This window comes from Mesorhizobium sp. WSM3866, from assembly GCF_002294795.1.
Lineage (GTDB): Bacteria > Pseudomonadota > Alphaproteobacteria > Rhizobiales > Rhizobiaceae > Mesorhizobium.
Genome location: NZ_NSGC01000004.1, coordinates 374,460 through 395,525, shown reverse-complemented (window position 1 = coordinate 395,525; position 21,066 = coordinate 374,460). Strand labels below are relative to the sequence as shown.

Below are 21,066 nucleotides of genomic sequence, written 5' to 3'. Positions count from 1 at the left end.
CAAAACGCCGAATTCGAAAATCGCAACGAAATTCAATGACTTAATTTTCCTCCACAAACACCTCTTCACGCTTCTTCTTGAGCGCGGGCAGGAAGACGATGACGAGCACGGCGAGCGCGATGAAGAGCAGGCTGGCGCTGATCGGTCTCGTCACGAAGGTGCTCGGGTCGCCGCGCGACAGAATCATGGCGCGACGCAAGTTTTCCTCAAGCAACGGGCCGAGCACGAAGCCGAGCAGCAGTGGCGCGGGTTCGCAGCGCAGCTTGGTCAGGAGGTAGCCGAGCAAGCCAAAGAAGGCGACGGCGTAGAGGTCGTAAACATTGGTGTTGACGCTGTAGACGCCGATCGAGCAGAACGCCATGATGATCGGAAACAGCACGTAATAGGGGATCGTAAGGAGCTTCACCCAAAGCCCTATCAGCGGCAGGTTGAGGATGATCAGCATCAGGTTGCCGATCCACATTGAGGCGATGATGCCCCAAAACAGCTCCGGCTGTTCGGTCGCGACATTGGGGCCGGGCACGATGCCCTGGATGATCATCGCGCCGATCATCAGCGCCATTACCGGATTGGCCGGAATGCCAAGCGTCAGCATGGGGATGAAGGAGGTCTGCGCGCCGGCATTGTTGGCCGATTCCGGCCCGGCGACGCCTTCGATGGCGCCCTTGCCGAATTCCCCCGGTTTTTTCGATACGCGCTTTTCGACCGTGTAGGAGGCAAAGGCTGCAAGGATCGCGCCGCCTCCCGGCAGGATGCCGAGCGCCGAACCAATGATCGTTCCGCGCATGATGGGCGCGGCCATGCGCCGAAAATCCTCGCCGGTGGGCATGAGGCCGGAGACTCTTCGGATCAGCACGGAGCGCTCATGCTCGTTCTCGAGGTTGCGCAGGATCTCGGCGACGCCGAAGACGCCGACCGCTACCGCGACGAAATTCAGCCCGTCGGCATATTGCGTGATGCCGAGCGTGAAGCGCGGCGTGCCGGTATAGATGTCGGTTCCGACGATGCCGAGCAGCAGGCCGAGCACAACCATGGCTAGCGCCTTGACTATCGAGCCGTGGGCGAGCGCGACGGACGAGACGAGGCCGACGACCATCAGCGAAAAGTACTCGGCCGCGCCGAATTCCAGCGCCATCGCCGTCAGCGGCGGAGCAAAGATGGCGACCAGGAAGGTCGACACCGTGCCGGCAAAGAACGAGCCTATCGCCGCGATCGCGAGTGCCGCCCCGGCGCGGCCGTTCTTTGCCATCTGGTAGCCGTCGATTGCGGTGACGGCTGACGAGGATTCGCCGGGCATATTGATGAGAATGGCGGTGGTGGAGCCGCCATATTGCGCGCCGTAATAGATGCCGGCGAGCATGATGAGAGAGGAAACCGGGTCGCCTATCTGGAACGTAATCGGCAAGAGCATGGCGATGGTTGCGGTGGCGCCGATGCCGGGCAGGACGCCGATCAGCGTGCCGAGAAGGACGCCGATCAGACAGAAACCGAGATTTGTCAGCGATGTCGCCGTCGAAAAGCCGAGCACCAAGTTGGCGAGGAGCTCCATGGTCGTCTCCTCACAATGGCAGCCACGGGCCAAAGCGTCGGAACGGCAGGCCGAGTGCGTAGCTGAAGACGAGCGACGCAAACAGCGTCAGGCCGGCCGATAACACGAGCGCGGTCAGCGGTTTCATGCGGGCGCTGGCAAAGGATGCGATCAGCGCCGTCAGGAAGATCGACGGGATGAAGCCGAGACCGCGCACCGTCAGGCCGAAGAAGATCGGAGCGGGGAGGATGAGCAGCATGCCGCGCCACGCAATGTGGCCGATCGCCTCGCTCTCGAAGCGCACAGCCTGGACGAGGATGATAACGCCGAGCAGAAGCAGCACTATCGCCAGGACCAGCGGGAAATAGCCCGGTCCCATGCGGAAGGCGCTGCCGATTTCGAGGCCGAGCGACTGCAGCGCGAAAAATGCGCCGAAGGCGATGAACAGCGCGGCGCATATGCCGTTGGTCGTGTCGATTGCGAAGGGCTTCATCACGTTCCTCTCAGGTGCGCACCCCGGGCGCGCCGTTGCAACGCAAAACGGGGCCGAAGCAAAAACGGGGCGCCGATCTTGCCCCGTCCAAAACCTCAGTCGGCGTACTGGCCGGCGGCTTCGATGATCGGCTTCCAGCGCCCGATCTCGCTTTCAAGCTTGGCCTTCAGCGCCGCCGGTGTCGCGTCGGCTTCGGGCGACGGCTTGGTGCCGAGTTCGGCGAAGCGGGCGGCGACGTTCTGATCCTTCAGCGCGACCTGCAGCGATTTCGACAGGCGTTCGGTGATCTCGGCCGGCGTACCCTTTGGTGCGTAGAGGCCGTGCCAGATGCTCACCTGCACCTCGGGAAGGCCGCCTTCCGTCGTCGTTGGGACGTCCGGCAGCACATCGAGGCGTTCCGGCGAGGTGACGGCATAGGCCTTGATCGTGCCGCCCTGGATCTGCTTGGTGGTGTTGGTCGTCTGGTCGCACATCATGTCGACCTGGCCGCCAAGAAGATCGGTCATGGCCGGGCCGGTGCCCTTGTAGGGCACGGTGACCAGCGGCGTACCGATAGCGCTCATGAACAGCATGCCGCACAAATGCGAGGCCGCACCGATCCCGGCATTGGCGACGGTGACAGTATCCTTGTTGGCCTTGGCGTACTCGACCAGTCCCTTCAGATCGGTCGGCTCAAGGTCCTTGCGGCCGACGACGGTCATTGGCACCTCGGTGACGAGGCCGACATATTCGAAGGCGTTGAGCGTGTCGTATGCGAGCTTTCTGTACAGCGTCGCGCTGGTCGCCATGCCGATGTGGTGGAGGAGCAGCGTATAACCGTCCGGGTCAGCCTTCGCGACGCGCCCCGCGCCCAGCGTGCCGCCGGCACCGCCGACATTTTCGACGATGACCTGCTGGCCGAGATCCTTCGACATGGCTTCGGCGATGAGGCGTGTGACCGTGTCGGTCGGGCCGCCGGCCGCAAACGGCACCACAACGGTGATGGTGCGTTCCGGATAGGTCTGCGCGCCCGCGGCGAACGGATAAAGCGTGACGGCCGCTGCGGCAGCCAGAGCGGCAACAAATTTTCTCATTGTGACTTCCTCCCAGAGTATGAACCTCCAGCCACCGCGCGAAATTCCTCTCGGCGACGGCTGTGGATGCAATAGCAACTAGTGCAGGCTAGCAGATTGCAATCGGACTCAAACGGCAAACCGCGATTATCTACAAATCACCCGCAAGATGGATGGAAAAGATCTGGGTCGGATGATGGATCGCGGGATGTCGACATCTGACGACGGTACGTTGGCGGATGCCGGTTGCTGCCCGATCCCTGCTCTTCCTCGGTTCTATTCTAATAACCGTAGCCGCGCGCCATCGCCGCCGCAAAGACCGGGATGAGCAGGAAGATGAAGCCCTCGGCGCGGACATAGTTCTTCACCGAGGCGAGCTCCGCCGCCGGAACCGAGAAGGATGGATTGCCGCTCGCCTGCCTGCTCCAGGAGATGAAGCGCACGGTCGGGATGATCGACAGCAGGCCGACGATGATGAAGGCCATCATCTTTGCCCAGAACACCCAGTTGAAGACGTAGAACTCCCAGCCTTTCAGGCCGAAGAACACCCGGCAGATGCCGATGATGACGATCAGCGCGGCGATGATGCCGTAGTGGCGGTCGATGCCGACAACGCGCTTGAGCGTCGTCGCCCCCAACTCGCCGCGCACCAGCACGAACTCGGCGCCAATGATGCCGGCCAGCGAGAACACCAGAAGATGATGGGCGATCGCCAGCAGAAGGTCGGTGGTGTCCATTATCTTTCCTCGTTTTCAGACGGCGCCGCGATATCGCTGAATCAGCTTCGTCCCAAGACTAGCATCGCCTGTCGAGAATCCCACACGCCGAAATGTCAGCCGGTCAATGACCGCGCTCATCTACTTGCGTCGCTGGAGGATGCCCCGGGCGATCCTGGCCCTTGTTCGAACGTGCAGGTTTGCTAAGCGCTGCCGCTCAAAGGAGAGGACTGCGATGAGCGTTGCAAGGGAAGCCGGGGTGCCGATCCTCGAGACGGCGCGGACCGTCCTGCGGCCGCACCGGCTCGACGATTTCGAGACCTATGTCGCGATGTGGGCGGACCCGGGGGTCACCCGCTTCATCGGCGGCAAGCCGCGCACCCGCGAGGAAAGCTGGATGCGTTTCCTGCGCCATGCCGGGCTGTGGTCGCTGCTTGGCTATGGGTTCTGGGCGATCGAGGACAAGGCGACTGGCCGCTTCCTCGGCGAGGCCGGCTTCCATGATCTGAAGCGCGAGATCGAGCCCTCGATCGAAGGCGTGCCGGAAGCCGGCTGGGCTTTAGCTTCGGGTGCGCATGGCCAGGGGCTTGCAAGCGAAGTCGTCGGGCGCATCGTCGCCTGGGGTGACGAGGCGTTCGGGCGAGCCAGAACCGTCTGCATCATCGATCCCGAAAATGGCGCCTCGCTCAAGGTCGCAGATAAGAACGGCTATCGCGAAATCCTGCGGACCACCTATCACGACAAGCCGACGATCCTGCTGGAGCGGTGGGCCGGAGAGGCAACAGCCTAGAGGGCAATGCCGGGTTCGTCCGCCTCCGGTGCTGACGCGCTTCTGGGATCAGCGTTTGGCCTTGGACCTGTTCAGGGCCACCGCTGCTCGCACGAGAGCCTTGAACGCTTCCTGGTCGATCTCCTCGCCTTCGCGAAAATCGATGGCGCGCCTTGTGTTGCCTTCGAGGCTGGAGTTGAAGAGACGTGAGGGATCCGGCAGCGCCGCGCCCTTGGCGAAGGTCAGCTTGACGACGGCCTTGTAGGTCTCGCCGGTGCAGATCATTCCGGCGTCCTCCCAGACCGGCACGCCGCGCCACTTCCATTCCTCGGTGACGTCCGGATCGGCATCCTTAATCAGGGCGCGCAGCCGGCCGAGCATCTCGCCCCGCCAATCGCCCAATTCCGCGATACGGCCATCGATCAGCTCGGAAGGAGACTTGCTTTCCTGCACGCCGATTTTCTCCATATGTGTCCTCCTTCAACACCCGCTAGACGGATCGCCATGATGCCTCGTCGGGCGGACCGTGAGTGACCGATAATGCGCTTACATTCGTTCGCCAGGCAATTGACTTGCCTGTTTCACCCAGGAGACGAATTGCGCTTCGTCGAGCTGGTCGTCCTCATGGATGTGAAAATAGCGCGTGTCCTTGCTCTTGGATTCGCCGGGCGGCACCGGCTTCAGCGACATGCCGCGAAAGAAGGCCACTTTGACGTATCTGGTGAAACAGTGAATGCCGAGAAACCAGCCTTCGCCGTCCATGCCGTAAAACGGCGAGTTCCATTTGACGGCCTTCTGCACGTCGGGGACGGCATGCATGATAAGTTGGTCGAGCCGGCGGCCTACCTCGCTCTTCCAGCCCGGCATCGCCGCGATATAGGCCTGCACGGGAGCGTCACCATACCCCTTGGCGATCTGCGGGTTGCCGCCCGAAAGCAGGACGGGTTTTTCCCCCGACGGCCTGGCTGCAACCTTTGCCGATTTCGCTTTTGCCATCAGGCCGGTCCGGCGCGCTCGCGCGCCGGCCCACCGCGCCACCTTGCGGCATAGGGCAGCACGAACATGTAGAGGCCGCTGAACAACAGCAGGAAAAGCGGCAGGAGCGGCGAATAGACCACCCAGGCCGGCGCCTCGCCCAATGCCATGGCGACGAAGTTGGCGATGACGGTCACGGTAAAGATGATCGACAGCCAGCGATGCAACTGCCTGATCCACTTGCTCCAGTCCAATGCTTCCTCCTCTGAAAGATCCAATGAACGCTGGGCTTACCAGCGCGCCAGGCTGCGTCATCTGGATGAGATTGCCGCCCTCACTCGATCCGCGAAAGCACCTGCTCCAAGGCCGAAAAGAACCTCGGCCAGCCAACAGTGGCACCTCGGAAATACGGCTCCTGGTCAGTCCGGAAGCCCGTCTGCTCCATGCGCAGGCGAGTGCCGGCGCCGGTCGGGGTGAGCGTCCATGTGACGACGCTCTCTAGATCCTTGGTGTCCCATGTGTAGGAAAGCGTTTTGTTTGGCTCGACTGTCTGGACCTGGCACTCGACACCGCCCCAGTCCGCGCTCAGTTCGAAACGGTGGTCTACGACCGGCTTGAAGTTGTTCTTCATCAGCCACTCCTCGATGAGATGCGGCTGGGTCAGTGCCCGCCAGATCTTTTCCGGCGGATAGGGAATCTCGCGCTCGACGACAACGGAGCGCGTTCCGGCCGGCATATCGTTCATTGATCCATCCTCTGCAGCAGATCCTCGAGATCGTCGAACCGGCTCTCCCAGAACCCGGCCATATCGCGAGTCCAATCCATTAGCGGCGCCAGCGCGCCAAGCTGTGCGCTGTAATGGGTCTGGCGACCCTCGTGGCGGTCGCGCACCAGTCCGGCTTGCTTGAGCAGGCCGAGATGTTTCGACACCGCCGGCTGCGAGACACCGGCCTCAGCCGTCAGCGCGCCGACCGTCTGCTCGCCTTGCCGGCACAGACGCTCGAAGATGGCGCGCCTTGTCGGATCGGCAAGCGTCCGGAACAGCATATCGTGTGCGTTCGTCATCTGGATCGATAACTCAATGGCTATTGATTGACGTATAACCAGTGAGATATGTGTGAGTCAAGCAGAGCCTAGAGGGCGGAAGCTTAGGGCGGACTGGGTCACCCTATCCTTGCGGACCCGTCCCCAACATCCGCTTCCGCGTCAGCGCTTCCAGAACTCGCGGTGTGGTGCGAGCAGCTCGTCCGCGACTTCGGGAAAGGGGCCAAACACCTCGATCTTTTTCTGCCCGGAGTCGAGCACGGCGCGCGAAGAAAGGCTCATAGTCGGATTCGCCGCGTGATCGCCGGTGAGCGCGAGAAGCTTGGTCTCCTCGAAGCCGTAAACCAGCCGGCCGATATTGGCCCAGTAGACCGTTCCGGTGCACATCGCGCAGGGCTCGCCGGTTGAGACCAGGGTGCAGGTCCAGAGAAACTCCGGCGAATAGGCAGCCGCCGCGCGTCGCGCAAGTTCGGTTTCGGCGTGATGGACGGTGTCGATATTGCCTTGGCGCATGAGGATGGCGTCGTCGGGGCCGACCAGCACCGCACCGAATGGATGATGACCGTGCGCCGCCGCCTCGCGCGCCGCGGCGTCGGCGGATCGGAGGTGGGCGAGCATCTGATCGCGGGTCATGGCAAAAACCCTATCGCGCCGCCATCCACCCGATGGGCGGCCCTTTGAGCCGAGATTGGTGCCAAGGGACGCGATTGGCAAGTGCTAACCGTCGCGTGAGCGTCCACCTGCCCGAAGCTCGGCGACATTGGCCTGTTGCGTGCCGGAAACTCGAATTTGATGCTCGCCAAAACCCGGATCCGTTGTGCGCTCCGGCGGCGTGTCGAGGCTTGCCGCATCCAGCATGGATGCATCTTCGCCAAAAGCGCGGGTGGCGCGGGCGGCAGCTTCGAGGAGCGGCCGCTTCATACGGGTGAGGAAGGCCGCGTCGACCCGCGTGTTCGGACCGGCGAGCGTGAGCACGCCGAGCAGTGTCCGTCCCGGCCCGAAGACAGGGGCGGAGATGCCGGCAGTCTGCGGGTCGCGGTCACCGATTGAAATGTAGCTATAGGTTTTCCGGATCGTCTCGTAAGGCTCGCCCTGCTCTCCCGAGAACGCGGCCAGCACCCGGCCGCCGGAACCAACCAGCAAGGGCAGCACGTCACCTTCCCGTATCGTGTAGCGGATCGGGTGCTTCGACTCGACCCGGTAGAGACAGGTGCGCACGTCGCCCGAGCGGACATAGAAGGCGACGCTTTCCCAACTCCGCTCGGAGAGATCGCGCATGATCGGCAAAAGGATATCCATCGCCACGAGCGAGCGCTGGTAAAGCGCGCCAAGCCTGAAGGTCGCCGGTCCGATGCGATAGCGTCCGTCCTCCAGGCGCTCCAGCAATTGCCCGCGCATCAGCGAGGTGGCCAATCTGAGGATCGTGCTCTTGTAGAGACCGGTTCGGGCCGCGATTTCGGCGAGGCCGAGCGACCGGTCGGCAATGGTGAACGCGTCGAGGATGGCGATTGCCCGGTCGAGCGCGGCAACGCCGTCGGCCGGAGCCTGGCTTGGAGGGAGGTCTGTCATTGCGGTGACGATTTCATCGTGGTCGCCCATCCGGGAATGACCCTGGACATGCGGATTTAGTCCGATCCTATGCGTTCTGTCCAGCAGAATGGCATTCCCGTTGACAGAACGCGGTAACAAATGCTTGAACTCGAATGCGGGTCTTAATTCAGGCCACGTCTTGGCAGGCACCGGAGGAGGTGTCGTGATTTGGAGGAATCCCATGCTGAACAGACGCAGATTCTTGTCGACCACCGCCGCCGGCTTCGCGGCTTTGCATTTCGGACCCGCCTTTGCGCAGGACGCCCCGCAAATCCAAATTTTCGTGCCGGCGGCCCCCGGCGGCGGCTGGGACCAGACCGCGCGCACGATCGATCAGGTGCTGCGCTCCGAAAAGCTGATCTCCGGCTCGCAGATCACCAATGTCGGCGGCGCCGGCGGCACGGTCGGCCTGCCGCAATTCGTCAACCAGTGGAAGGGCAAGGGCAACGCGCTGATGGTTGCCGGCATGGTCATGGTTGGCGCCATCATCGCCAACAAGGCCGCCAACAATCTCACCGAAGTGACGCCGATCGCGCGCCTCACCGGTGAGTTCGAGGCGCTGGTGGTGCCGGCAGCCTCGCCGTTCAAGACGGCCAATGATTTCGTCGCGGCGCTGAAGGCGGATCCGACGAAGGTTCCGGTGGCCGGCGGTTCGGCCGGCGGTTCCGACCACATCCTTTTCGGCCTGATCGCCAAGACGGCCGGCGTGCCTGCCGCCAACCTGTCCTATGTGCCGTTCGCCGGCGGCGGCGAGGCGCTGTCGGCGCTGCTCGGCAACCAGGTCGCGGCCGGCATTTCCGGCTATGGCGAATTCTCCGAGCAGGTCAAGGCGGGCGCGCTCCGGCTGCTGGCGATCTCGTCGGACAAGCGCCAGGAAGGCATCGACGCGCCGACATTGAAAGAGGCCGGCATCGACGTCGAATTGTTCAACTGGCGCGGCGTCTTTGCACCCCCCGGCGTTTCCGATGAAGACAAGGCGGCGATGATCAAGATGGTCGAGACCATGGCGAAGAGCGAGGCCTGGGCGACCGAGTGCAAGAACCGCAACTGGACGCCGATTCTGCTGACCGGCGACGATTATGCCAAGTTCGTCGCCGAGGACACGACACGCATCGGCGCGATCCTCAAGGATCTCGGCCTGGCCTGATCGCCTCCTGCCTGATCTCGAAGGAGGCTGCATCGCCTTCTTCGAGACAGCGGACATGCGACGGTTCAATGAAACTGCGGCGAAGCCGGCAGTGGAAGGCCGGCTTCCGGGGAGGAGATCATGAGCACCAGCGACCAGCAGGCGTCACCGCCGCGCCTTGCCATACCCGAATTGCTGATCGGCGTCGGGCTTCTTGCCTGCGCCGGGGCCGTTGCCTGGCAGACCCTGGCGATCCCGGTTTCGCCGCTCTATTCCAAGGTCGGCCCGAAGGTCTTCCCCTACATGACCATGGCCGGCATGGTGATCCTGTCGCTGCTGCTCATCGTCGCCGCCCTGCGTGGCGGCTGGCAGCCGGACGAGGAAAAGGAGACGCCGACCGACTGGAAGGCGATGGGTTTCGTAGTCGCGGGGCTCGTTGCCAATCTCGTGCTGATCCAGCCGCTCGGCTTCACAGCCGCCTCGGTGATCATGTTCGTGCTGGTCTGCTTCGGCTTCGGCAGCCGGCATCCGCTGCGCGATGCGCTGCTCGGCCTGATCTTGGCGCTGGCGGCCTATTTCGGATTCGCCAGAGCGCTCGGCGTCAACATCGGGGCCGGCCTGATCGAGAACCAGCTCAACGCGTTGATCAGCGCCCTCGTCGGCATGGGAAGGGGCTGAGGACGATGGACACGCTCGGTTATCTCGCGCACGGATTTGCGGTCGCCTTCACGCCGACCAATCTCTTGTGGTGCCTGCTCGGCACGACGCTCGGAACCGCGATCGGCGTGCTGCCCGGGCTCGGGCCGGCGCTGACCATCGCGCTGCTTTTGCCGATCACCTACCAGGTGGCGCCGGAAGCTTCCTTCATCCTGTTTGCCGGCATCTATTACGGCGCCATGTATGGCGGCTCGACGACGTCGATCCTGCTCAATACACCGGGCGAAAGCGCCACCATCGTCACCGCGCTCGAGGGCAACCGGATGGCGCGTTCGGGCCGCGGCGGCGCGGCGCTCGCGACTTCCGCGATCGGCTCGTTCGTCGCCGGGACCATCGGCACGCTGGGCGTCGCCTTCCTGGCGCCGATCGTGGTCAAGTTGGCGCTGGCTTTCGGGCCGGCGGAATATTTCTCGCTGATGGTGCTCGCCTTCATCACCGTTTCGGCGGTGCTCGGCTCGTCCTCTGTGCGTGGGCTTACCAGCCTGTTCGTCGGCTTCGTCATCGGCATGATCGGCGTCGACCTGCAGACCGGGCAGCCGCGCTTCACCTTCGGCATGGGCGAGTTGCTCGACGGCGTCGACGTCATCGTCGTCGCGGTCGGCCTCTTTGCGGTCGGCGAGACTCTCTACGTGGCCTCGCGCCGCTATGCCGGGAAGGACGAGATCGTGCCGCTGAGGGGCTCGCTCTACATGACTGCTTCCGAATGGGCGCGCTCGTGGAAGCCGTGGCTCAGGGGCGCGGCAATCGGCTTCCCGATCGGCGCCCTGCCCGCCGGCGGGGCCGAGATCCCGACCTTCCTGTCCTATGCCATCGAAAAGAAGCTTTCCAAGCACAAGGAGGAGTTCGGCACGGTCGGCGCCATCGAAGGCGTCGCCGGGCCGGAGGCTGCCAACAACGCGTCGGCTGCCGGCGTGCTGGTGCCGATGCTGACGCTTGGCCTGCCGACCTCGGCAACGGCGGCGATCATGCTGTCTGCCTTCCAGAGCTACGGCATCAATCCCGGACCGCTGCTGTTGACGACGCAGGCCAATCTCGTCTGGGGCCTCATCGCCAGCCTGTTCATCGCCAACGTCATCCTCGTCATCCTCAACCTGCCGTTGATCGGCCTTTGGGTACGATTGCTCAAGATTCCGGCCCCGCAGCTCTATGCCGGCATTCTGGTGTTCGCCACCGTCGGCACCTACGGCATTTCGCAGTCGCCGATCGATCTCATCATCCTCTATCTGCTGGGCGCGGCGGGCTTCCTGATGCGCCGCTTCGATTTTCCGACGGCGCCGGTCATCATCGGCATGATCCTCGGGCCGCTCGCCGAGACGCAGTTCCGCCGGGCGATGACGATCGCCAATGGCGACTGGACGGTGTTCTACCGGCACCCGCTCTCGCTGACGCTTTTAACGCTCGCCTTCATCGGTCTGGTCGGCCCGCATATCTGGGCCTGGATCGAACGCCGGCGCACGCGCGGACCAGAGCATGTGCCGGGCGATGCCTGACCGATCTGGAGCATCATGACAGACCTGCTTTCAGGCATACGCGTCCTCGACCTCACCAATGTGCTGGCAGGTCCTTACTGCGCCTACCAGCTGGCGCTGCTCGGCGCCGACGTCATCAAGGTCGAGGCGCCGCCGGGCGGCGATCTCGCGCGCCAGCTTGGCGCCTCGCCGGAGCTCAACAAAGCCGGCATGGGTGCATCCTTCCTGGCGCAGAACGCCGGCAAACGATCGGTGGTGCTCGACCTGAAGCAGGAGGCCGACCGCGAGCGCTTCCTCGACCTGGTCGCAACGGCGGACGCATTGGTCGAGAATTTCCGGCCGGGCGTGATGGATCGGCTCGGCCTCGGCCACGAGAAGCTGAAGGAGGTTAGGCCAAGCCTCGTCTATTGCGCGATATCGGGTTTCGGCCAGACCGGCCCGATGCGTGGCAACCCAGCCTATGATCAGATCATCCAGGGGCTGTCCGGGATCATGAGCATCACCGGCACGCCGGAAACGGCGCCCCTGCGCGTCGGCTATCCGGTCGCCGACACGCTGGGCGGACTGGTCGGGGCCTTCGCCATCGCTGCGGCGCTGGTGCGGCAGAAGACCAGCGGCGAAGGCGCCTTCCTCGACGTGTCGATGCTCGAATGCACGCTGTCGGCCTTGGGATGGCCGGTGTCGAACTATCTGACGGCGGGCGTCCAGCCTCAAGCCATGGGCAACGAGAACATGACGGCCGCGCCCTCCGGCGCGTTCCGCACCGGCGAGGGCCTGCTCAACATCGCCGCCAACAAGCAGGAGCAGTTCGTGATCCTTTGCGGCTTGATCGGCCGCCCAGACTTGGCTTCGGATCCGCGCTTCGCCGAACGCGAGACGCGCAAAGGGAACCGGGCAGCGCTGAAGCCGCTCATCGAGGACGCGCTTGCCGGCGCTCCTGCGGCGGTCTGGGAAGAAAAGCTCAACCGCGCCGGCGTGCCGGCCGGGCGGGTGCTGACGATCCCGCAAGTGCTGCAGGAACGCCAGGTCATCGAGCGCCGCATGACGACGCGCTTCCAGGAGATACCGGGAATGGACAACCCGCTCACGGTGGTGCGCGGCGGCTTTATGGTCGACGGTGCGGCTCCCGTGCCAGCCGGCCCTCCGCCACGTCTTGGCGCGCATATGGACGACGTGTTCGCCAGCTTGCCGGCGCGCGGCAAGGGGAGGGCGCGGGCATGAGCGCGGACAAAAAGACCGGCCGCGACCGCGGCGAGGAGTGGTGGCGGACCGGCATCATCGAGATGCAGCCCGGCGTGATCCGGCTGCGCGGCTACCAGATCCAGGATCTGATCGGCCGGGTCAGCTTTCCGGCGATGATCTGGCTTATGCTGCGCGGCGAATTGCCGGGCGACGATCAGGCGGCGCTGCTCGGCATCGCGCTCGGGGCCGCCGTCGACCACGGCCCGCAGGCGCCGTCGATCGCGATCGCGCGCATGGCGGCGACCTGCGGCGTCGGCATCAACAACGCCATGGCCTCCGCCATCAATGTGCTGGGGGACGTGCATGGCGGGGCCGGCGAGCAGGCGCTTTCCTTCTATGGCAACATCGCCGCCGCAATCGATGGTGGCGCGAGCCTCGCCGAAGCGGTGAGTGCGCGGCTCGACCGGTTCTTCGCCGAGGAAAAGGGCTACGTGCCCGGCCTCGGGCATCGCTTCCACCCGATCGATCCGCGGGCGCCACGCCTCATCGAACTGACGCGCGACTTCGCCGGTCGCGGCGTCGTCAGCGGGCGCTTTGCCGACATTGCCGAGGCGATCGAGGCGGAGGTGGCGACACGCAAGGGCAAGACGATCCCGCTCAACATCGATGGCGCCACGGCCGTCATCTATGGCGAGCTTGGCTTCCCGCCGCCACTGACGCGCGGCCTCTTCGTGCTCTCGCGCTCGGTAGGCATACTGGCGCATGCCTGGGAGCAATCACAGGAGAGCGACCGCAACAAGGGACCTCTGCCCAAAGAATGGCTGTGGGCTTATAGCGGCACCCCGGCACGGCCGTTTCCTGGCGACTCCGATTAGAGCGTTTCACCGTTCCACGGAAAACGGCGAACCATTCCATCCATTTTGTTGTGACGGAATTCCTGACGGATGCCGTGTCACACTTTCGTGGAATTGCGCCAGGCCATCGTCTTACGCCGGATCGGTCACCAAGGCCGTCAAATCCCTCAGCAGCGTGGAAAGCTCGGGCTCGTCGATCAGCAGGGCCGCATCGGCCGCCGGCAGCCAAGCCCGCTGACGGTTCACGGCCTCCCGCCAGTCGGCCATCTCCTCGCTGACCTCGAGCAGGTAGACGACCACGTCGACACGGACGAAACGGCTGGCCATGCGCTTCCAATAGGAGTAGCCGCCGGCAGGCTGCTTCAGCGCCTTGCCCAGCACGCCCGCCTCTTCCTGGGCCTCGATCGCGGCCGCCTTGCGCCCGCTCTTGCCTTTCATGGGCCAGCCCTTGGGCACAATGAAACGTTTGGTCGTGCGCGAGGTGACCAGCAAGACTTCAAGCTGGCCGTCGCCGCGTAGGCGAAAGGGGATGGCCGCCACCTGGCGGATCCGCTCTCCCTTCTTTGCCCTGCGTACTGCTTTCTTCTTGGCTGCTGCCATCCCCAAATCCGATCAAAGCGGCATTCCTGCCGTACGCTATCCGCACGGCAAAAATCTCGCTCCTGCAAATCCCAAAACCGCCGCCCATGCAAGGCGGCTCGCTGCCGACAGTAAGTCGGCTAAGTAAACCCAAAAAAAAAAAATGTCAGCGGCAGACGCGCGAAATCGTGGTGCCGATCACCTGAGACTGGCAATTCTGCTTGACGATCGGCACTTCAGGGCGAGCCTTCGGAACGATCTGCCGGTCCTGCTCGCGGTAAAGCTGCTGCTGTTGCTGGAACTGTCGTCGCTGCAGCTGGTTCCGGAGCGCCTGCAGCTCGTTATGTTGGATCAGGGCGTTGCGGTCTGTGGGGATGACGACCTGCGCGGAGGCATATGAAGCCGCGCCCAAAAGGGCGGCAGTCGACAAAGCCGCGGCAATCAAAGCCGCCGATAGCCGAGGATGCGACATCGCTTCCTTCCCGCACGAAAAACAGAAACCTTGCCGTAATATAGGATGTTTGTGCGGATCTACCATGGTTCAAGCGACCGATCTCGGCACAGCCTCGATCGGTTTGATGATGCCCGCCGCTCGGATCCTTCAATCGACCTCGCGCAAACGGTAGCCGACGCCGGTCTCGGTGATGATGTAGCGCGGCTGGTCCGGTGTCTTCTCGATCTTCTGCCTCAATTGGCGGACATAGACCCTGAGATATTGCACGTCCGTCGACTCGTTCCAGATCTGCTTCAGCAGGAACTGATGGGTCAGAACCTTGCCGGCATACTGCACGAGCATGCGCAGGATATCGTATTCCTTCGGCGACAGTTTTACTTCCTTGCCCTCGACCTTGACGATGCGCTTCACCAGGTCGACCGAGAGGTCGCCGGCCTGGAACACCGGCTTCTCGCCCTGCTGCTGGAGCTTGTGGCGCAGCGCCACGCGGACGCGGGCGACGAGCTCGTTCATGCCGAAGGGTTTCGCCACATAGTCGTCGGCGCCGATCTCGAGCGCCTGGACGATGCCGGCCTCGTCGGTGCGGCTCGACAGGATGACGACCGGAATGTCGAGGCCGTCGTCACGCCATTTGCCGAGCAGTTCGAGGCCCGTCATCCCCGGGAGGCCGAGATCGAGCAGGATCAGGTCGGGCCGCTGCGCCTGCATGAGCTCGATCGCTGCCTTGGCGTTCGGTGCCTCCGATACGGCATAGCCCTGGCTGCCGAGGCCGACCCGAAGCAGCCTGCGGATCGGCGGTTCGTCGTCGACGACCAGGATGCTGACGTTCTGACCGGTCATGCGGCGTCATCCGTTTTGGCCACGGCAAGGTCCGGAATTTCCTGCGGCACCGGCATGCGGATGGTGAAGATCGCGCCGGGCCGGTCGGTACGGTTCGTCGCCGAGATCCTGCCGCCCATGGCCTCGACGAAACCGCGACTGATCGACAGGCCGAGACCCGTGCCGGCGCGGACCTGGTCGCGCTTGCGCACCCGGTAGAAGGTGTCGAAGATCCGTTCGAGGTCGTTCGGCGGGATGCCTGGTCCCTCATCCATGACCTGCAGGATGACGGAGCCGTTGTCGACCCAGCCTTGGAGGCGGATGGTTGAGCCGGGCGCGGAATATTTGGCGGCATTGTCGAGGAGGTTGAACAGCGCCTGCTCGAACAGCACCGGGTCGAGGCGCAGCATCGGCAAGTCCGGCGGAATGTCGGTGTCGATGCGGTGCTCGCCGGTGATCTTGCGAGCGCGATCGAGCGCCGAGCCGACGATATCGCCGACATAATGGAGGGCGTAGTTCGGCTCCATGGCGCCGGACTCGATCTTGGTCATGTCGAGCAGATTGGCGATGAAGCGGTTGAGCCGCTCCGATTCGTCGACCACCGTCGACAGGAGTTCCGTGCGGTCCTCTTCGGGAAGGGCGGCCGCGTATTCCCGCAGCGTGCCGGCGGCACCCATGATGGCGGCCAGCGGCGTCTTCAGGTCATGCGAGATCGAGGTAAGCAGCGCCGTGCGCAGCCGGTCCGCTTCCGCCGCCAGCCTGGCGCGGTCGACATCGGCGACAAGCTGGATGCGTTCGATGGCGACCGCCGCCTGATCGGCAAGCGCGTCGAGAAGGCGCTGCTGCTCGGGGGTCAGCAAAGGGCCCTGCTTGTCGTTGTCGAGGCCGACGACGCCGACCGCTGTCCGGCCTGTTCGCAAGGGCAGATAGAGGCGCTTGGCGCCGGGCAGCGTATCGGCGCCGCGGCCGGCGGGGCGATCATGTTCCCAGGCCCAGCGGGCCGCCGCGATGTCGGCCTCGGCGAGCGTATCGTCCGGCGGATAGCCGGCCTTGACGGTGATCGTTCCATTCTCGGGCAGAAGCAGCACCACGCGCACTTTCAGCATCGAGGCGATCTGGAAGGCGGTGGCCCACAGCACGTCGTCAAGCGTGCCGGCGCCAGCGAGCTTCTTCGAGAACGAGTAGATGTCCTGCGTGGCTCGCGCGCGTGAGCGGGCGGCGACCGCCTGGCGCTGGACGCGCGCCGTCAGATTGCTGGCGATGACTGCGACAACGAGAAAGACCACGAAGGCAACGATGCTCTCCGGATCCCTGATCGTGAACGTATAGCGCGGCTCGAGGAAGAAATAGTTGAAGGCAAGCGCGCTCAGGAAACAAGCGTAGAGCGCCGGCCAGAGTCCGAACGTCACCGCAGAAGTCAGCACCGCCAGCAGCAGGACGCTGGCCAGATTGCGGACATCGAGGAACTGATCGAGAATCGAGCTGACGGCCACCGCGCTGGCGACATAGGCCGTCGAGAACAGATAGGGCCAGATCTGGAAGGGCTTCTGCTCGGACGCGGCCTTCACACGTGCCGACGGCATGTCGGCATCGCGCTCCTTGCCCGAAATGACATGGACGCTGATGTCGCCGGCATTGCGGATCAGGTCATAGGTGAGCGAGCCCTCGATCAGTTCCCGCCAGCGCGAGCGGGTCGGCCTGCCGATAACGATATGGGTGAAGTTGTTCGCCGTCGCATGGCGCACGATGTCCTGGGCGACGTTCTGGCCCGGGATGGTCGCCACCTCGGCGCCGAGCTGTTCGGCAAGGCGCAGGTTTGTCGCCAGCCGGTCCTTGTCCTCTTCGGACATGCCGGCCAGGCGAGGCGTGTCGACATGCAGCGCCGTCCATGGCGCCCGCAGGCGATCGGCGAGCCGGCGCGCGTAGCGGATACGAGCGCCCCCGTCCGGACGCGAGTCGACGCAGACAAGGACCCGCTCGCCGGCCGCCCACGGTCCCGGAATGGCGTGGGACTGCATATGGCTGAGGAGCTGTTCATCGACGCGCTGCGCGGTGCGTCGCAGCGCCAACTCGCGAAGCGCTGTCAGATTGCCAGGCGAAAAATAGTTCTCGATCGCGCGCTGAGCGGTTTGCGGGAAATAGACCCTGCCTTCATGCAGCCGCTTGATCAGGTCGTCCGGGGTGAGGTCGATGACCTCGATGTCGTCGGCCTCGTCGATGATGGAATCCGGAACGGTTTCGCGCACCCTGACGCGGGTGATCTGCGCCACGACGTCATTCAGGCTTTCGACATGCTGGATGTTGAGCGTGGTGTAGACGTCGATGCCCTGCGACAGGATTTCCTGAACATCGAGATAGCGCTTGGGATGACGGCTGCCGGGCCCGTTGGTGTGCGCGAGCTCGTCGATCAGAACCAGCTCTGGCCGCCGTTTCAGGATGGCGTCGATGTCCATCTCGTCGAGGACGCGGCCCCTGTATTCGACCTCGCGTCGCGGGATCACATCATAGCCTTCGACCAGCGCCTGGGTTTCCTTGCGGCCATGCGTTTCAACGACGCCGATCGCGACGTCGATGCCGTCGGCGCGCCGGGCGCGGCCTGCCAACAGCATCTCGTAGGTCTTGCCGACGCCGGGCGCCGCGCCAAGGAAGATGCGCAGACGGCCGCGGCCCTCCCGCTCCGCGTGCTCGAGCAGCGCGTCGGGAGAAGGTCTGTTCTCGAAGTTGGTCCTGTCGTCCGGCATCAAGTCCAATCATGGATTGCACCGGGGATCGTGTCGATCCCCGCTGCGAGTGCTGATTATTTGAGATCGTCGAGCCCCATGTTGAGGGCCAGCACATTGACCACCGGCTCACCCATGAAGCCCAGCTCGCGATCCTCGACATGGCCGTCGACAAGCGATTTCACCTTGGCTTCATCGATGCCCCTGGCCTTGGCAATCCGCGGCACCTGGAAATAGGCCGCCTCCGGGCTGATGTCGGGATCGAGGCCGCTGCCAGACGTGGTGACGAGATCCATCGGAACCGGTGCGTTCGGGTTCTCAGCCTTCAGCCTGTCGGCGTCGGCCTTGATACGTTCGATCAGCTTCGCATTGGTCGGCCCGAGATTCGAGCCGCCGGAGGAGGCGGCGTTGTAGCCGTCGCCGGCGGCCGAGGGCCGCCCGTGGAAATAGCGGTCGCTGGCGAAGGCCTGGCCGATCAGTTCGGAGCCGATAACCTTACCATCCTTTTCGATCAGGCTGCCATTGGCCTGCCTGGGAAACAGCGCCTGCGCGATGCCGGTCATGCCGATCGGATAGATGAGGCCGGTGAGCACCGTGAAGAAAACGATCATGACGATCGCGGGTCTGAGTTGCTTGAACATCGGAATGGGTCCCTATGCCAGGCCAAGAACCGTGACGATCAGGTCGATCGCCTTGATGCCGGCGAACGGCACGATGATGCCGCCAAAGCCGTAGACGAGAAGATTGCGGGTGAGCAGCGCGCCGGCGCCGATGGCGCGGTATTTCACCCCCTTCAGCGACAGCGGGATCAGCGCGACGATGATCAGCGCGTTGAAGATGATCGCCGACAGAATGGCGCTCTGCGGCGTCGCCAGATGCATGATGTTGAGCGCCTGCAGCGGGCCCGCCGACTGGCCGGGCGCGACGTAGAACACGGCGAACATGGCCGGAATGATGGCGAAATACTTGGCGACGTCGTTGGCGATCGAGAAGGTGGTCAGCGAACCGCGCGTCATCAGCAGCGCCTTGCCGATCTCGACGATCTCGATCAGCTTGGTCGGATCGCTGTCGAGGTCGACCATGTTGCCGGCCTCGCGCGCGGCGACCGTGCCGGTGTTCATGGCGACGCCGACATCGGCCTGGGCGAGCGCCGGCGCATCGTTGGTGCCGTCGCCGCACATCGCGACAAGCTTGCCCTTGGCCTGTTCCTCGCGGATCAGCGACAACTTGTTTTCAGGCGTCGCCTGGGCGAGGAAGTCGTCGACGCCGGCTTCGGCCGCGATGGCCGCTGCGGTCAGCGGATTGTCGCCGGTGATCATCACCGTGCGGATGCCCATCTTGCGAAGCTCGGCGAAACGCTCGCGAATGCCGCCCTTGACGATGTCCTTGAGGTGGACGACGCCGAGCAGGTGCCCGTCGCGCTCGACCGCCAGCGGCGTGCCGCCGGCCTTGGCGATCTCGTCGGCCCTGGCCTGCAGGTCGCGCATGGTGTCGCTTGTCGGACGCGTGCCATGGCTTGCCACCGTTGCTTGATTGACATGGGCTAGCACGGCATCGACCGCGCCTTTGCGCACCGACGAGCCGTCGATGTCGACGCCGCTCATCCGGGTCTGCGCGGTGAAGGGCACGAAAGTGGCATGCAAGGTCGCCATATCACGGGCGCGGATGCCGTATTTTTCCTTCGCCAGCACCACGATCGAGCGGCCTTCCGGCGTCTCGTCAGCCAGCGAGGCCAATTGAGCAGCATCGGCCAGCTCCTGTTCGGTCACCCCCTTCACCGGATGGAACTCGGTCGCCTGGCGATTGCCGAGCGTAATGGTGCCGGTCTTGTCGAGGAGCAAGGTGTCCACGTCGCCGGCAGCCTCGACGGCGCGCCCGGACATGGCAAGCACGTTGAAACGCACCAGGCGATCCATGCCGGCAATGCCGATGGCCGAAAGCAGCGCGCCGATCGTGGTCGGGATCAGCGTCACGAACAAAGCGACGAGGATCGTCACCGGGATATAGCCGCCGGAATAAGAGGCGAAGCTCGGGATGGTCGCGGTGGCCAGGACAAAGATCAGCGTCATGCCTACAAGCAAGATGTTAAGCGCGATCTCGTTCGGGGTCTTCTGGCGCTCCGCACCTTCGACCAGCGAGATCATGCGGTCGAGGAAGGTCTGGCCGGAGGCGGCGGAAATGCGCACGCGGATCCAATCGGACAGCACCTGCGTGCCGCCGGTGACGGCCGAGCGGTCGCCGCCGGATTCGCGGATGACAGGCGCGGATTCGCCGGTGATTGCCGCCTCGTTGACGGAAGCCACGCCTTCGATCACCTCGCCGTCGGAAGGGATGATGTCGCCGGCTTCGACCAGCACGATGTCGCCGACCTTCAGGCTGGTGCCAGGCACCAACTTGAACTTGCCGCGATCCTCGCCGTTGACGAGCAGCTTGGCCTGGGTCTCGGTGCGCGCCTTGCGCAGCGAGTCGGCCTGCGCCTTGCCGCGACCCTCGGCCACGGCCTCGGCAAAGTTGGCGAACAGCACGGTGAACCACAGCCAGATGATGATCTGCAAGGTGAAGCCGAGATCGCCGCCGCCGGTGATGACATCCTTGACGAACAGCACGGTGGTGAGTGCTGAGACCATGGCAACGACGAACATCACCGGGTTCTTGATCAGCGTGCGCGGATCGAGCTTGCGGAAAGCGCCGCCAATGGCGGGCATCAGGATGCTGGCATCCAGAATGCTCGCGGATTTGGACTGGCTCATTTCAGGACTCCGGTATCGGTGATGTTGGATGGCGCCGGGTGTTCGGTCTTCGGCAACAGATGCGGAAGGCCCGAGGCCAGCAGCCACAGCACGAACAGCACGGCCGCCATGCCGAGGAAGGTGGAGAGCGTCGGGAAAGGACGAGGCTTCTCGTCCCCTCCGTCATCGGGCGTTCCGTCACCGGATTGGTGACGATCGTGCCGACGTATGTTGTTGAACCAGGGCATGG

The 21,066-nt window shown here is 64.1% G+C and carries 24 protein-coding genes; 6 read left to right on the top strand and 18 right to left on the bottom strand.

Translation table 11 applies throughout. The features are described 5' to 3' along the window. Positions 1 to 40 precede the first annotated feature (40 nt). The 4 genes from CK222_RS12410 to CK222_RS12395 form a co-directional block, all read right to left on the bottom strand. Entirely contained in the window at positions 41 to 1,549 is a 1,509-nt protein-coding gene (locus CK222_RS12410; RefSeq protein ID WP_095800559.1) for a tripartite tricarboxylate transporter permease, read from the bottom strand. A 10-nt stretch (positions 1,550 to 1,559) separates the two neighbouring features. Next, the gene (locus tag CK222_RS12405; protein ID WP_067318859.1) at positions 1,560 to 2,021 is read right to left on the bottom strand and encodes a tripartite tricarboxylate transporter TctB family protein; all 462 of its coding nucleotides are present in this window, start codon (positions 2,019 to 2,021) and stop codon (positions 1,560 to 1,562) included. Positions 2,022 to 2,116: 95 nt separating this feature from the next. Further along, entirely contained in the window at positions 2,117 to 3,094 is a 978-nt protein-coding gene (locus CK222_RS12400; RefSeq protein ID WP_095800558.1) for a tripartite tricarboxylate transporter substrate-binding protein, read from the bottom strand. 260 nt (positions 3,095 to 3,354) lie between these two features. Next, the gene (locus CK222_RS12395; RefSeq protein WP_067318854.1) at positions 3,355 to 3,810 is read right to left on the bottom strand and encodes a DUF2214 family protein; all 456 of its coding nucleotides are present in this window, start codon (positions 3,808 to 3,810) and stop codon (positions 3,355 to 3,357) included. 214 nt (positions 3,811 to 4,024) lie between these two features. Between CK222_RS12395 and CK222_RS12390 the strand changes: the two genes are divergently transcribed. Further along, a complete protein-coding gene (locus CK222_RS12390) occupies positions 4,025 to 4,579 on the top strand; it encodes a GNAT family N-acetyltransferase (RefSeq protein ID WP_095800557.1) in 555 nt (184 codons plus the stop codon). A 48-nt stretch (positions 4,580 to 4,627) separates the two neighbouring features. On the opposite strand, the gene CK222_RS12385 is transcribed toward CK222_RS12390, so the two are convergent. The 7 genes from CK222_RS12385 to CK222_RS12355 all read right to left on the bottom strand — a co-directional run bounded on the left by CK222_RS12385 (position 4,628) and on the right by CK222_RS12355 (position 8,146). Beyond that, complete coding sequence (locus CK222_RS12385; RefSeq protein ID WP_067318850.1) at positions 4,628 to 5,026, bottom strand: DUF1801 domain-containing protein; 399 nt, start codon at positions 5,024 to 5,026, stop codon at positions 4,628 to 4,630. 78 nt (positions 5,027 to 5,104) lie between these two features. Beyond that, on the bottom strand, positions 5,105 to 5,554 hold the full coding sequence (locus CK222_RS12380) for a DUF1801 domain-containing protein (RefSeq protein ID WP_095800656.1): 450 nt from the start codon (positions 5,552 to 5,554) through the stop codon (positions 5,105 to 5,107). Continuing rightward, a complete protein-coding gene (locus CK222_RS12375) occupies positions 5,554 to 5,787 on the bottom strand; it encodes a hypothetical protein (RefSeq protein WP_095800556.1) in 234 nt (77 codons plus the stop codon). The genes CK222_RS12380 and CK222_RS12375 overlap by 1 nt, the downstream gene beginning before the upstream one ends. 80 nt (positions 5,788 to 5,867) lie before the next feature. Beyond that, on the bottom strand, positions 5,868 to 6,278 hold the full coding sequence (locus CK222_RS12370; protein ID WP_095800555.1) for an SRPBCC domain-containing protein: 411 nt from the start codon (positions 6,276 to 6,278) through the stop codon (positions 5,868 to 5,870). Next, positions 6,275 to 6,598 (bottom strand): metalloregulator ArsR/SmtB family transcription factor, encoded by a 324-nt coding sequence (locus CK222_RS12365; protein ID WP_067003998.1) that lies wholly within the window; start codon positions 6,596 to 6,598, stop codon positions 6,275 to 6,277. The genes CK222_RS12370 and CK222_RS12365 overlap by 4 nt, the downstream gene beginning before the upstream one ends. Before the next feature lie 141 nt (positions 6,599 to 6,739). Then, positions 6,740 to 7,210 (bottom strand): nucleoside deaminase, encoded by a 471-nt coding sequence (locus CK222_RS12360; protein WP_095800554.1) that lies wholly within the window; start codon positions 7,208 to 7,210, stop codon positions 6,740 to 6,742. Positions 7,211 to 7,294: 84 nt separating this feature from the next. Continuing rightward, a complete protein-coding gene (locus CK222_RS12355; RefSeq protein WP_095800655.1) occupies positions 7,295 to 8,146 on the bottom strand; it encodes an IclR family transcriptional regulator in 852 nt (283 codons plus the stop codon). Between the two features lie 202 nt (positions 8,147 to 8,348). Between CK222_RS12355 and CK222_RS12350 the strand changes: the two genes are divergently transcribed. The 5 genes from CK222_RS12350 (at position 8,349) to CK222_RS12330 (ending at position 13,536) form a co-directional block, all read left to right on the top strand. Further along, positions 8,349 to 9,314, top strand: coding sequence for a tripartite tricarboxylate transporter substrate-binding protein (locus CK222_RS12350; protein WP_067318842.1), 966 nt, complete (start codon positions 8,349 to 8,351; stop codon positions 9,312 to 9,314). 120 nt (positions 9,315 to 9,434) lie between these two features. Beyond that, positions 9,435 to 9,971 carry a tripartite tricarboxylate transporter TctB family protein gene (locus CK222_RS12345; RefSeq protein WP_067318841.1) on the top strand — a complete coding sequence of 179 codons (537 nt, stop codon included), beginning with the start codon at positions 9,435 to 9,437 and terminating at the stop codon, positions 9,969 to 9,971. A gap of 5 nt (positions 9,972 to 9,976) precedes the next feature. After that, positions 9,977 to 11,500 carry a tripartite tricarboxylate transporter permease gene (locus CK222_RS12340; protein WP_095800553.1) on the top strand — a complete coding sequence of 508 codons (1,524 nt, stop codon included), beginning with the start codon at positions 9,977 to 9,979 and terminating at the stop codon, positions 11,498 to 11,500. A 15-nt stretch (positions 11,501 to 11,515) separates the two neighbouring features. Beyond that, positions 11,516 to 12,700 carry a CoA transferase gene (locus tag CK222_RS12335; RefSeq protein ID WP_067318839.1) on the top strand — a complete coding sequence of 395 codons (1,185 nt, stop codon included), beginning with the start codon at positions 11,516 to 11,518 and terminating at the stop codon, positions 12,698 to 12,700. Beyond that, positions 12,697 to 13,536 (top strand): citryl-CoA lyase, encoded by an 840-nt coding sequence (locus tag CK222_RS12330; protein WP_095800552.1) that lies wholly within the window; start codon positions 12,697 to 12,699, stop codon positions 13,534 to 13,536. Before CK222_RS12335 ends, CK222_RS12330 begins: the two co-directional genes overlap by 4 nt. A 111-nt stretch (positions 13,537 to 13,647) precedes the next feature. Here the strand turns inward: CK222_RS12330 and CK222_RS12325 are convergent, their stop codons facing one another. The 7 genes from CK222_RS12325 to CK222_RS12295 form a co-directional block, all read right to left on the bottom strand. Next, on the bottom strand, positions 13,648 to 14,115 hold the full coding sequence (locus CK222_RS12325; RefSeq protein ID WP_095800551.1) for an NUDIX hydrolase: 468 nt from the start codon (positions 14,113 to 14,115) through the stop codon (positions 13,648 to 13,650). A gap of 145 nt (positions 14,116 to 14,260) precedes the next feature. Next, a complete protein-coding gene (locus CK222_RS12320) occupies positions 14,261 to 14,632 on the bottom strand; it encodes a hypothetical protein (protein WP_245307343.1) in 372 nt (123 codons plus the stop codon). 63 nt (positions 14,633 to 14,695) lie between these two features. Beyond that, positions 14,696 to 15,388, bottom strand: a complete 693-nt coding sequence (locus CK222_RS12315) for a response regulator transcription factor (protein WP_095800550.1) — start codon at positions 15,386 to 15,388, stop codon at positions 14,696 to 14,698. Beyond that, entirely contained in the window at positions 15,385 to 18,108 is a 2,724-nt protein-coding gene (locus CK222_RS12310) for a sensor histidine kinase KdpD (protein WP_095800549.1), read from the bottom strand. Before CK222_RS12310 ends, CK222_RS12315 begins: the two co-directional genes overlap by 4 nt. Before the next feature lie 56 nt (positions 18,109 to 18,164). Then, the gene (kdpC, locus tag CK222_RS12305; RefSeq protein WP_095800548.1) at positions 18,165 to 18,728 is read right to left on the bottom strand and encodes a potassium-transporting ATPase subunit KdpC; all 564 of its coding nucleotides are present in this window, start codon (positions 18,726 to 18,728) and stop codon (positions 18,165 to 18,167) included. A 12-nt stretch (positions 18,729 to 18,740) separates the two neighbouring features. Then, positions 18,741 to 20,837 carry a potassium-transporting ATPase subunit KdpB gene (gene kdpB / locus CK222_RS12300; protein WP_095800547.1) on the bottom strand — a complete coding sequence of 699 codons (2,097 nt, stop codon included), beginning with the start codon at positions 20,835 to 20,837 and terminating at the stop codon, positions 18,741 to 18,743. Beyond that, positions 20,834 to 21,064 carry a hypothetical protein gene (locus tag CK222_RS12295; RefSeq protein WP_095783599.1) on the bottom strand — a complete coding sequence of 77 codons (231 nt, stop codon included), beginning with the start codon at positions 21,062 to 21,064 and terminating at the stop codon, positions 20,834 to 20,836. The genes kdpB and CK222_RS12295 overlap by 4 nt, the downstream gene beginning before the upstream one ends. Positions 21,065 to 21,066: the final 2 nt, after the last annotated feature.

What these genes read in the sequence shown, in the direction of transcription:
- CK222_RS12335 (WP_067318839.1), top strand. Translation starts at nt 11,516, where the DNA reads ATGACAGACCTGCTTTCAGGCATACGCGTCCTCGACCTCACCAATGTG.
- CK222_RS12295 (WP_095783599.1), bottom strand. Translation starts at nt 21,064, where the DNA reads ATGCCCTGGTTCAACAACATACGTCGGCACGATCGTCACCAATCCGGT.
- CK222_RS12330 (WP_095800552.1), top strand. Translation starts at nt 12,697, where the DNA reads ATGAGCGCGGACAAAAAGACCGGCCGCGACCGCGGCGAGGAGTGGTGG.
- CK222_RS12390 (WP_095800557.1), top strand. Translation starts at nt 4,025, where the DNA reads ATGAGCGTTGCAAGGGAAGCCGGGGTGCCGATCCTCGAGACGGCGCGG.
- CK222_RS12395 (WP_067318854.1), bottom strand. Translation starts at nt 3,810, where the DNA reads ATGGACACCACCGACCTTCTGCTGGCGATCGCCCATCATCTTCTGGTG.
- CK222_RS12410 (WP_095800559.1), bottom strand. Translation starts at nt 1,549, where the DNA reads ATGGAGCTCCTCGCCAACTTGGTGCTCGGCTTTTCGACGGCGACATCG.
- CK222_RS12345 (WP_067318841.1), top strand. Translation starts at nt 9,435, where the DNA reads ATGAGCACCAGCGACCAGCAGGCGTCACCGCCGCGCCTTGCCATACCC.
- CK222_RS12320 (WP_245307343.1), bottom strand. Translation starts at nt 14,632, where the DNA reads ATGGTAGATCCGCACAAACATCCTATATTACGGCAAGGTTTCTGTTTT.
- CK222_RS12405 (WP_067318859.1), bottom strand. Translation starts at nt 2,021, where the DNA reads ATGAAGCCCTTCGCAATCGACACGACCAACGGCATATGCGCCGCGCTG.
- CK222_RS12370 (WP_095800555.1), bottom strand. Translation starts at nt 6,278, where the DNA reads ATGAACGATATGCCGGCCGGAACGCGCTCCGTTGTCGTCGAGCGCGAG.
- CK222_RS12340 (WP_095800553.1), top strand. Translation starts at nt 9,977, where the DNA reads ATGGACACGCTCGGTTATCTCGCGCACGGATTTGCGGTCGCCTTCACG.
- CK222_RS12400 (WP_095800558.1), bottom strand. Translation starts at nt 3,094, where the DNA reads ATGAGAAAATTTGTTGCCGCTCTGGCTGCCGCAGCGGCCGTCACGCTT.
- CK222_RS12360 (WP_095800554.1), bottom strand. Translation starts at nt 7,210, where the DNA reads ATGACCCGCGATCAGATGCTCGCCCACCTCCGATCCGCCGACGCCGCG.
- CK222_RS12365 (WP_067003998.1), bottom strand. Translation starts at nt 6,598, where the DNA reads ATGACGAACGCACACGATATGCTGTTCCGGACGCTTGCCGATCCGACA.
- kdpB (WP_095800547.1), bottom strand. Translation starts at nt 20,837, where the DNA reads ATGAGCCAGTCCAAATCCGCGAGCATTCTGGATGCCAGCATCCTGATG.
- CK222_RS12325 (WP_095800551.1), bottom strand. Translation starts at nt 14,115, where the DNA reads ATGGCAGCAGCCAAGAAGAAAGCAGTACGCAGGGCAAAGAAGGGAGAG.
- CK222_RS12355 (WP_095800655.1), bottom strand. Translation starts at nt 8,146, where the DNA reads ATGACAGACCTCCCTCCAAGCCAGGCTCCGGCCGACGGCGTTGCCGCG.
- kdpC (WP_095800548.1), bottom strand. Translation starts at nt 18,728, where the DNA reads ATGTTCAAGCAACTCAGACCCGCGATCGTCATGATCGTTTTCTTCACG.
- CK222_RS12310 (WP_095800549.1), bottom strand. Translation starts at nt 18,108, where the DNA reads ATGCCGGACGACAGGACCAACTTCGAGAACAGACCTTCTCCCGACGCG.
- CK222_RS12350 (WP_067318842.1), top strand. Translation starts at nt 8,349, where the DNA reads ATGCTGAACAGACGCAGATTCTTGTCGACCACCGCCGCCGGCTTCGCG.
- CK222_RS12380 (WP_095800656.1), bottom strand. Translation starts at nt 5,554, where the DNA reads ATGGCAAAAGCGAAATCGGCAAAGGTTGCAGCCAGGCCGTCGGGGGAA.
- CK222_RS12385 (WP_067318850.1), bottom strand. Translation starts at nt 5,026, where the DNA reads ATGGAGAAAATCGGCGTGCAGGAAAGCAAGTCTCCTTCCGAGCTGATC.
- CK222_RS12315 (WP_095800550.1), bottom strand. Translation starts at nt 15,388, where the DNA reads ATGACCGGTCAGAACGTCAGCATCCTGGTCGTCGACGACGAACCGCCG.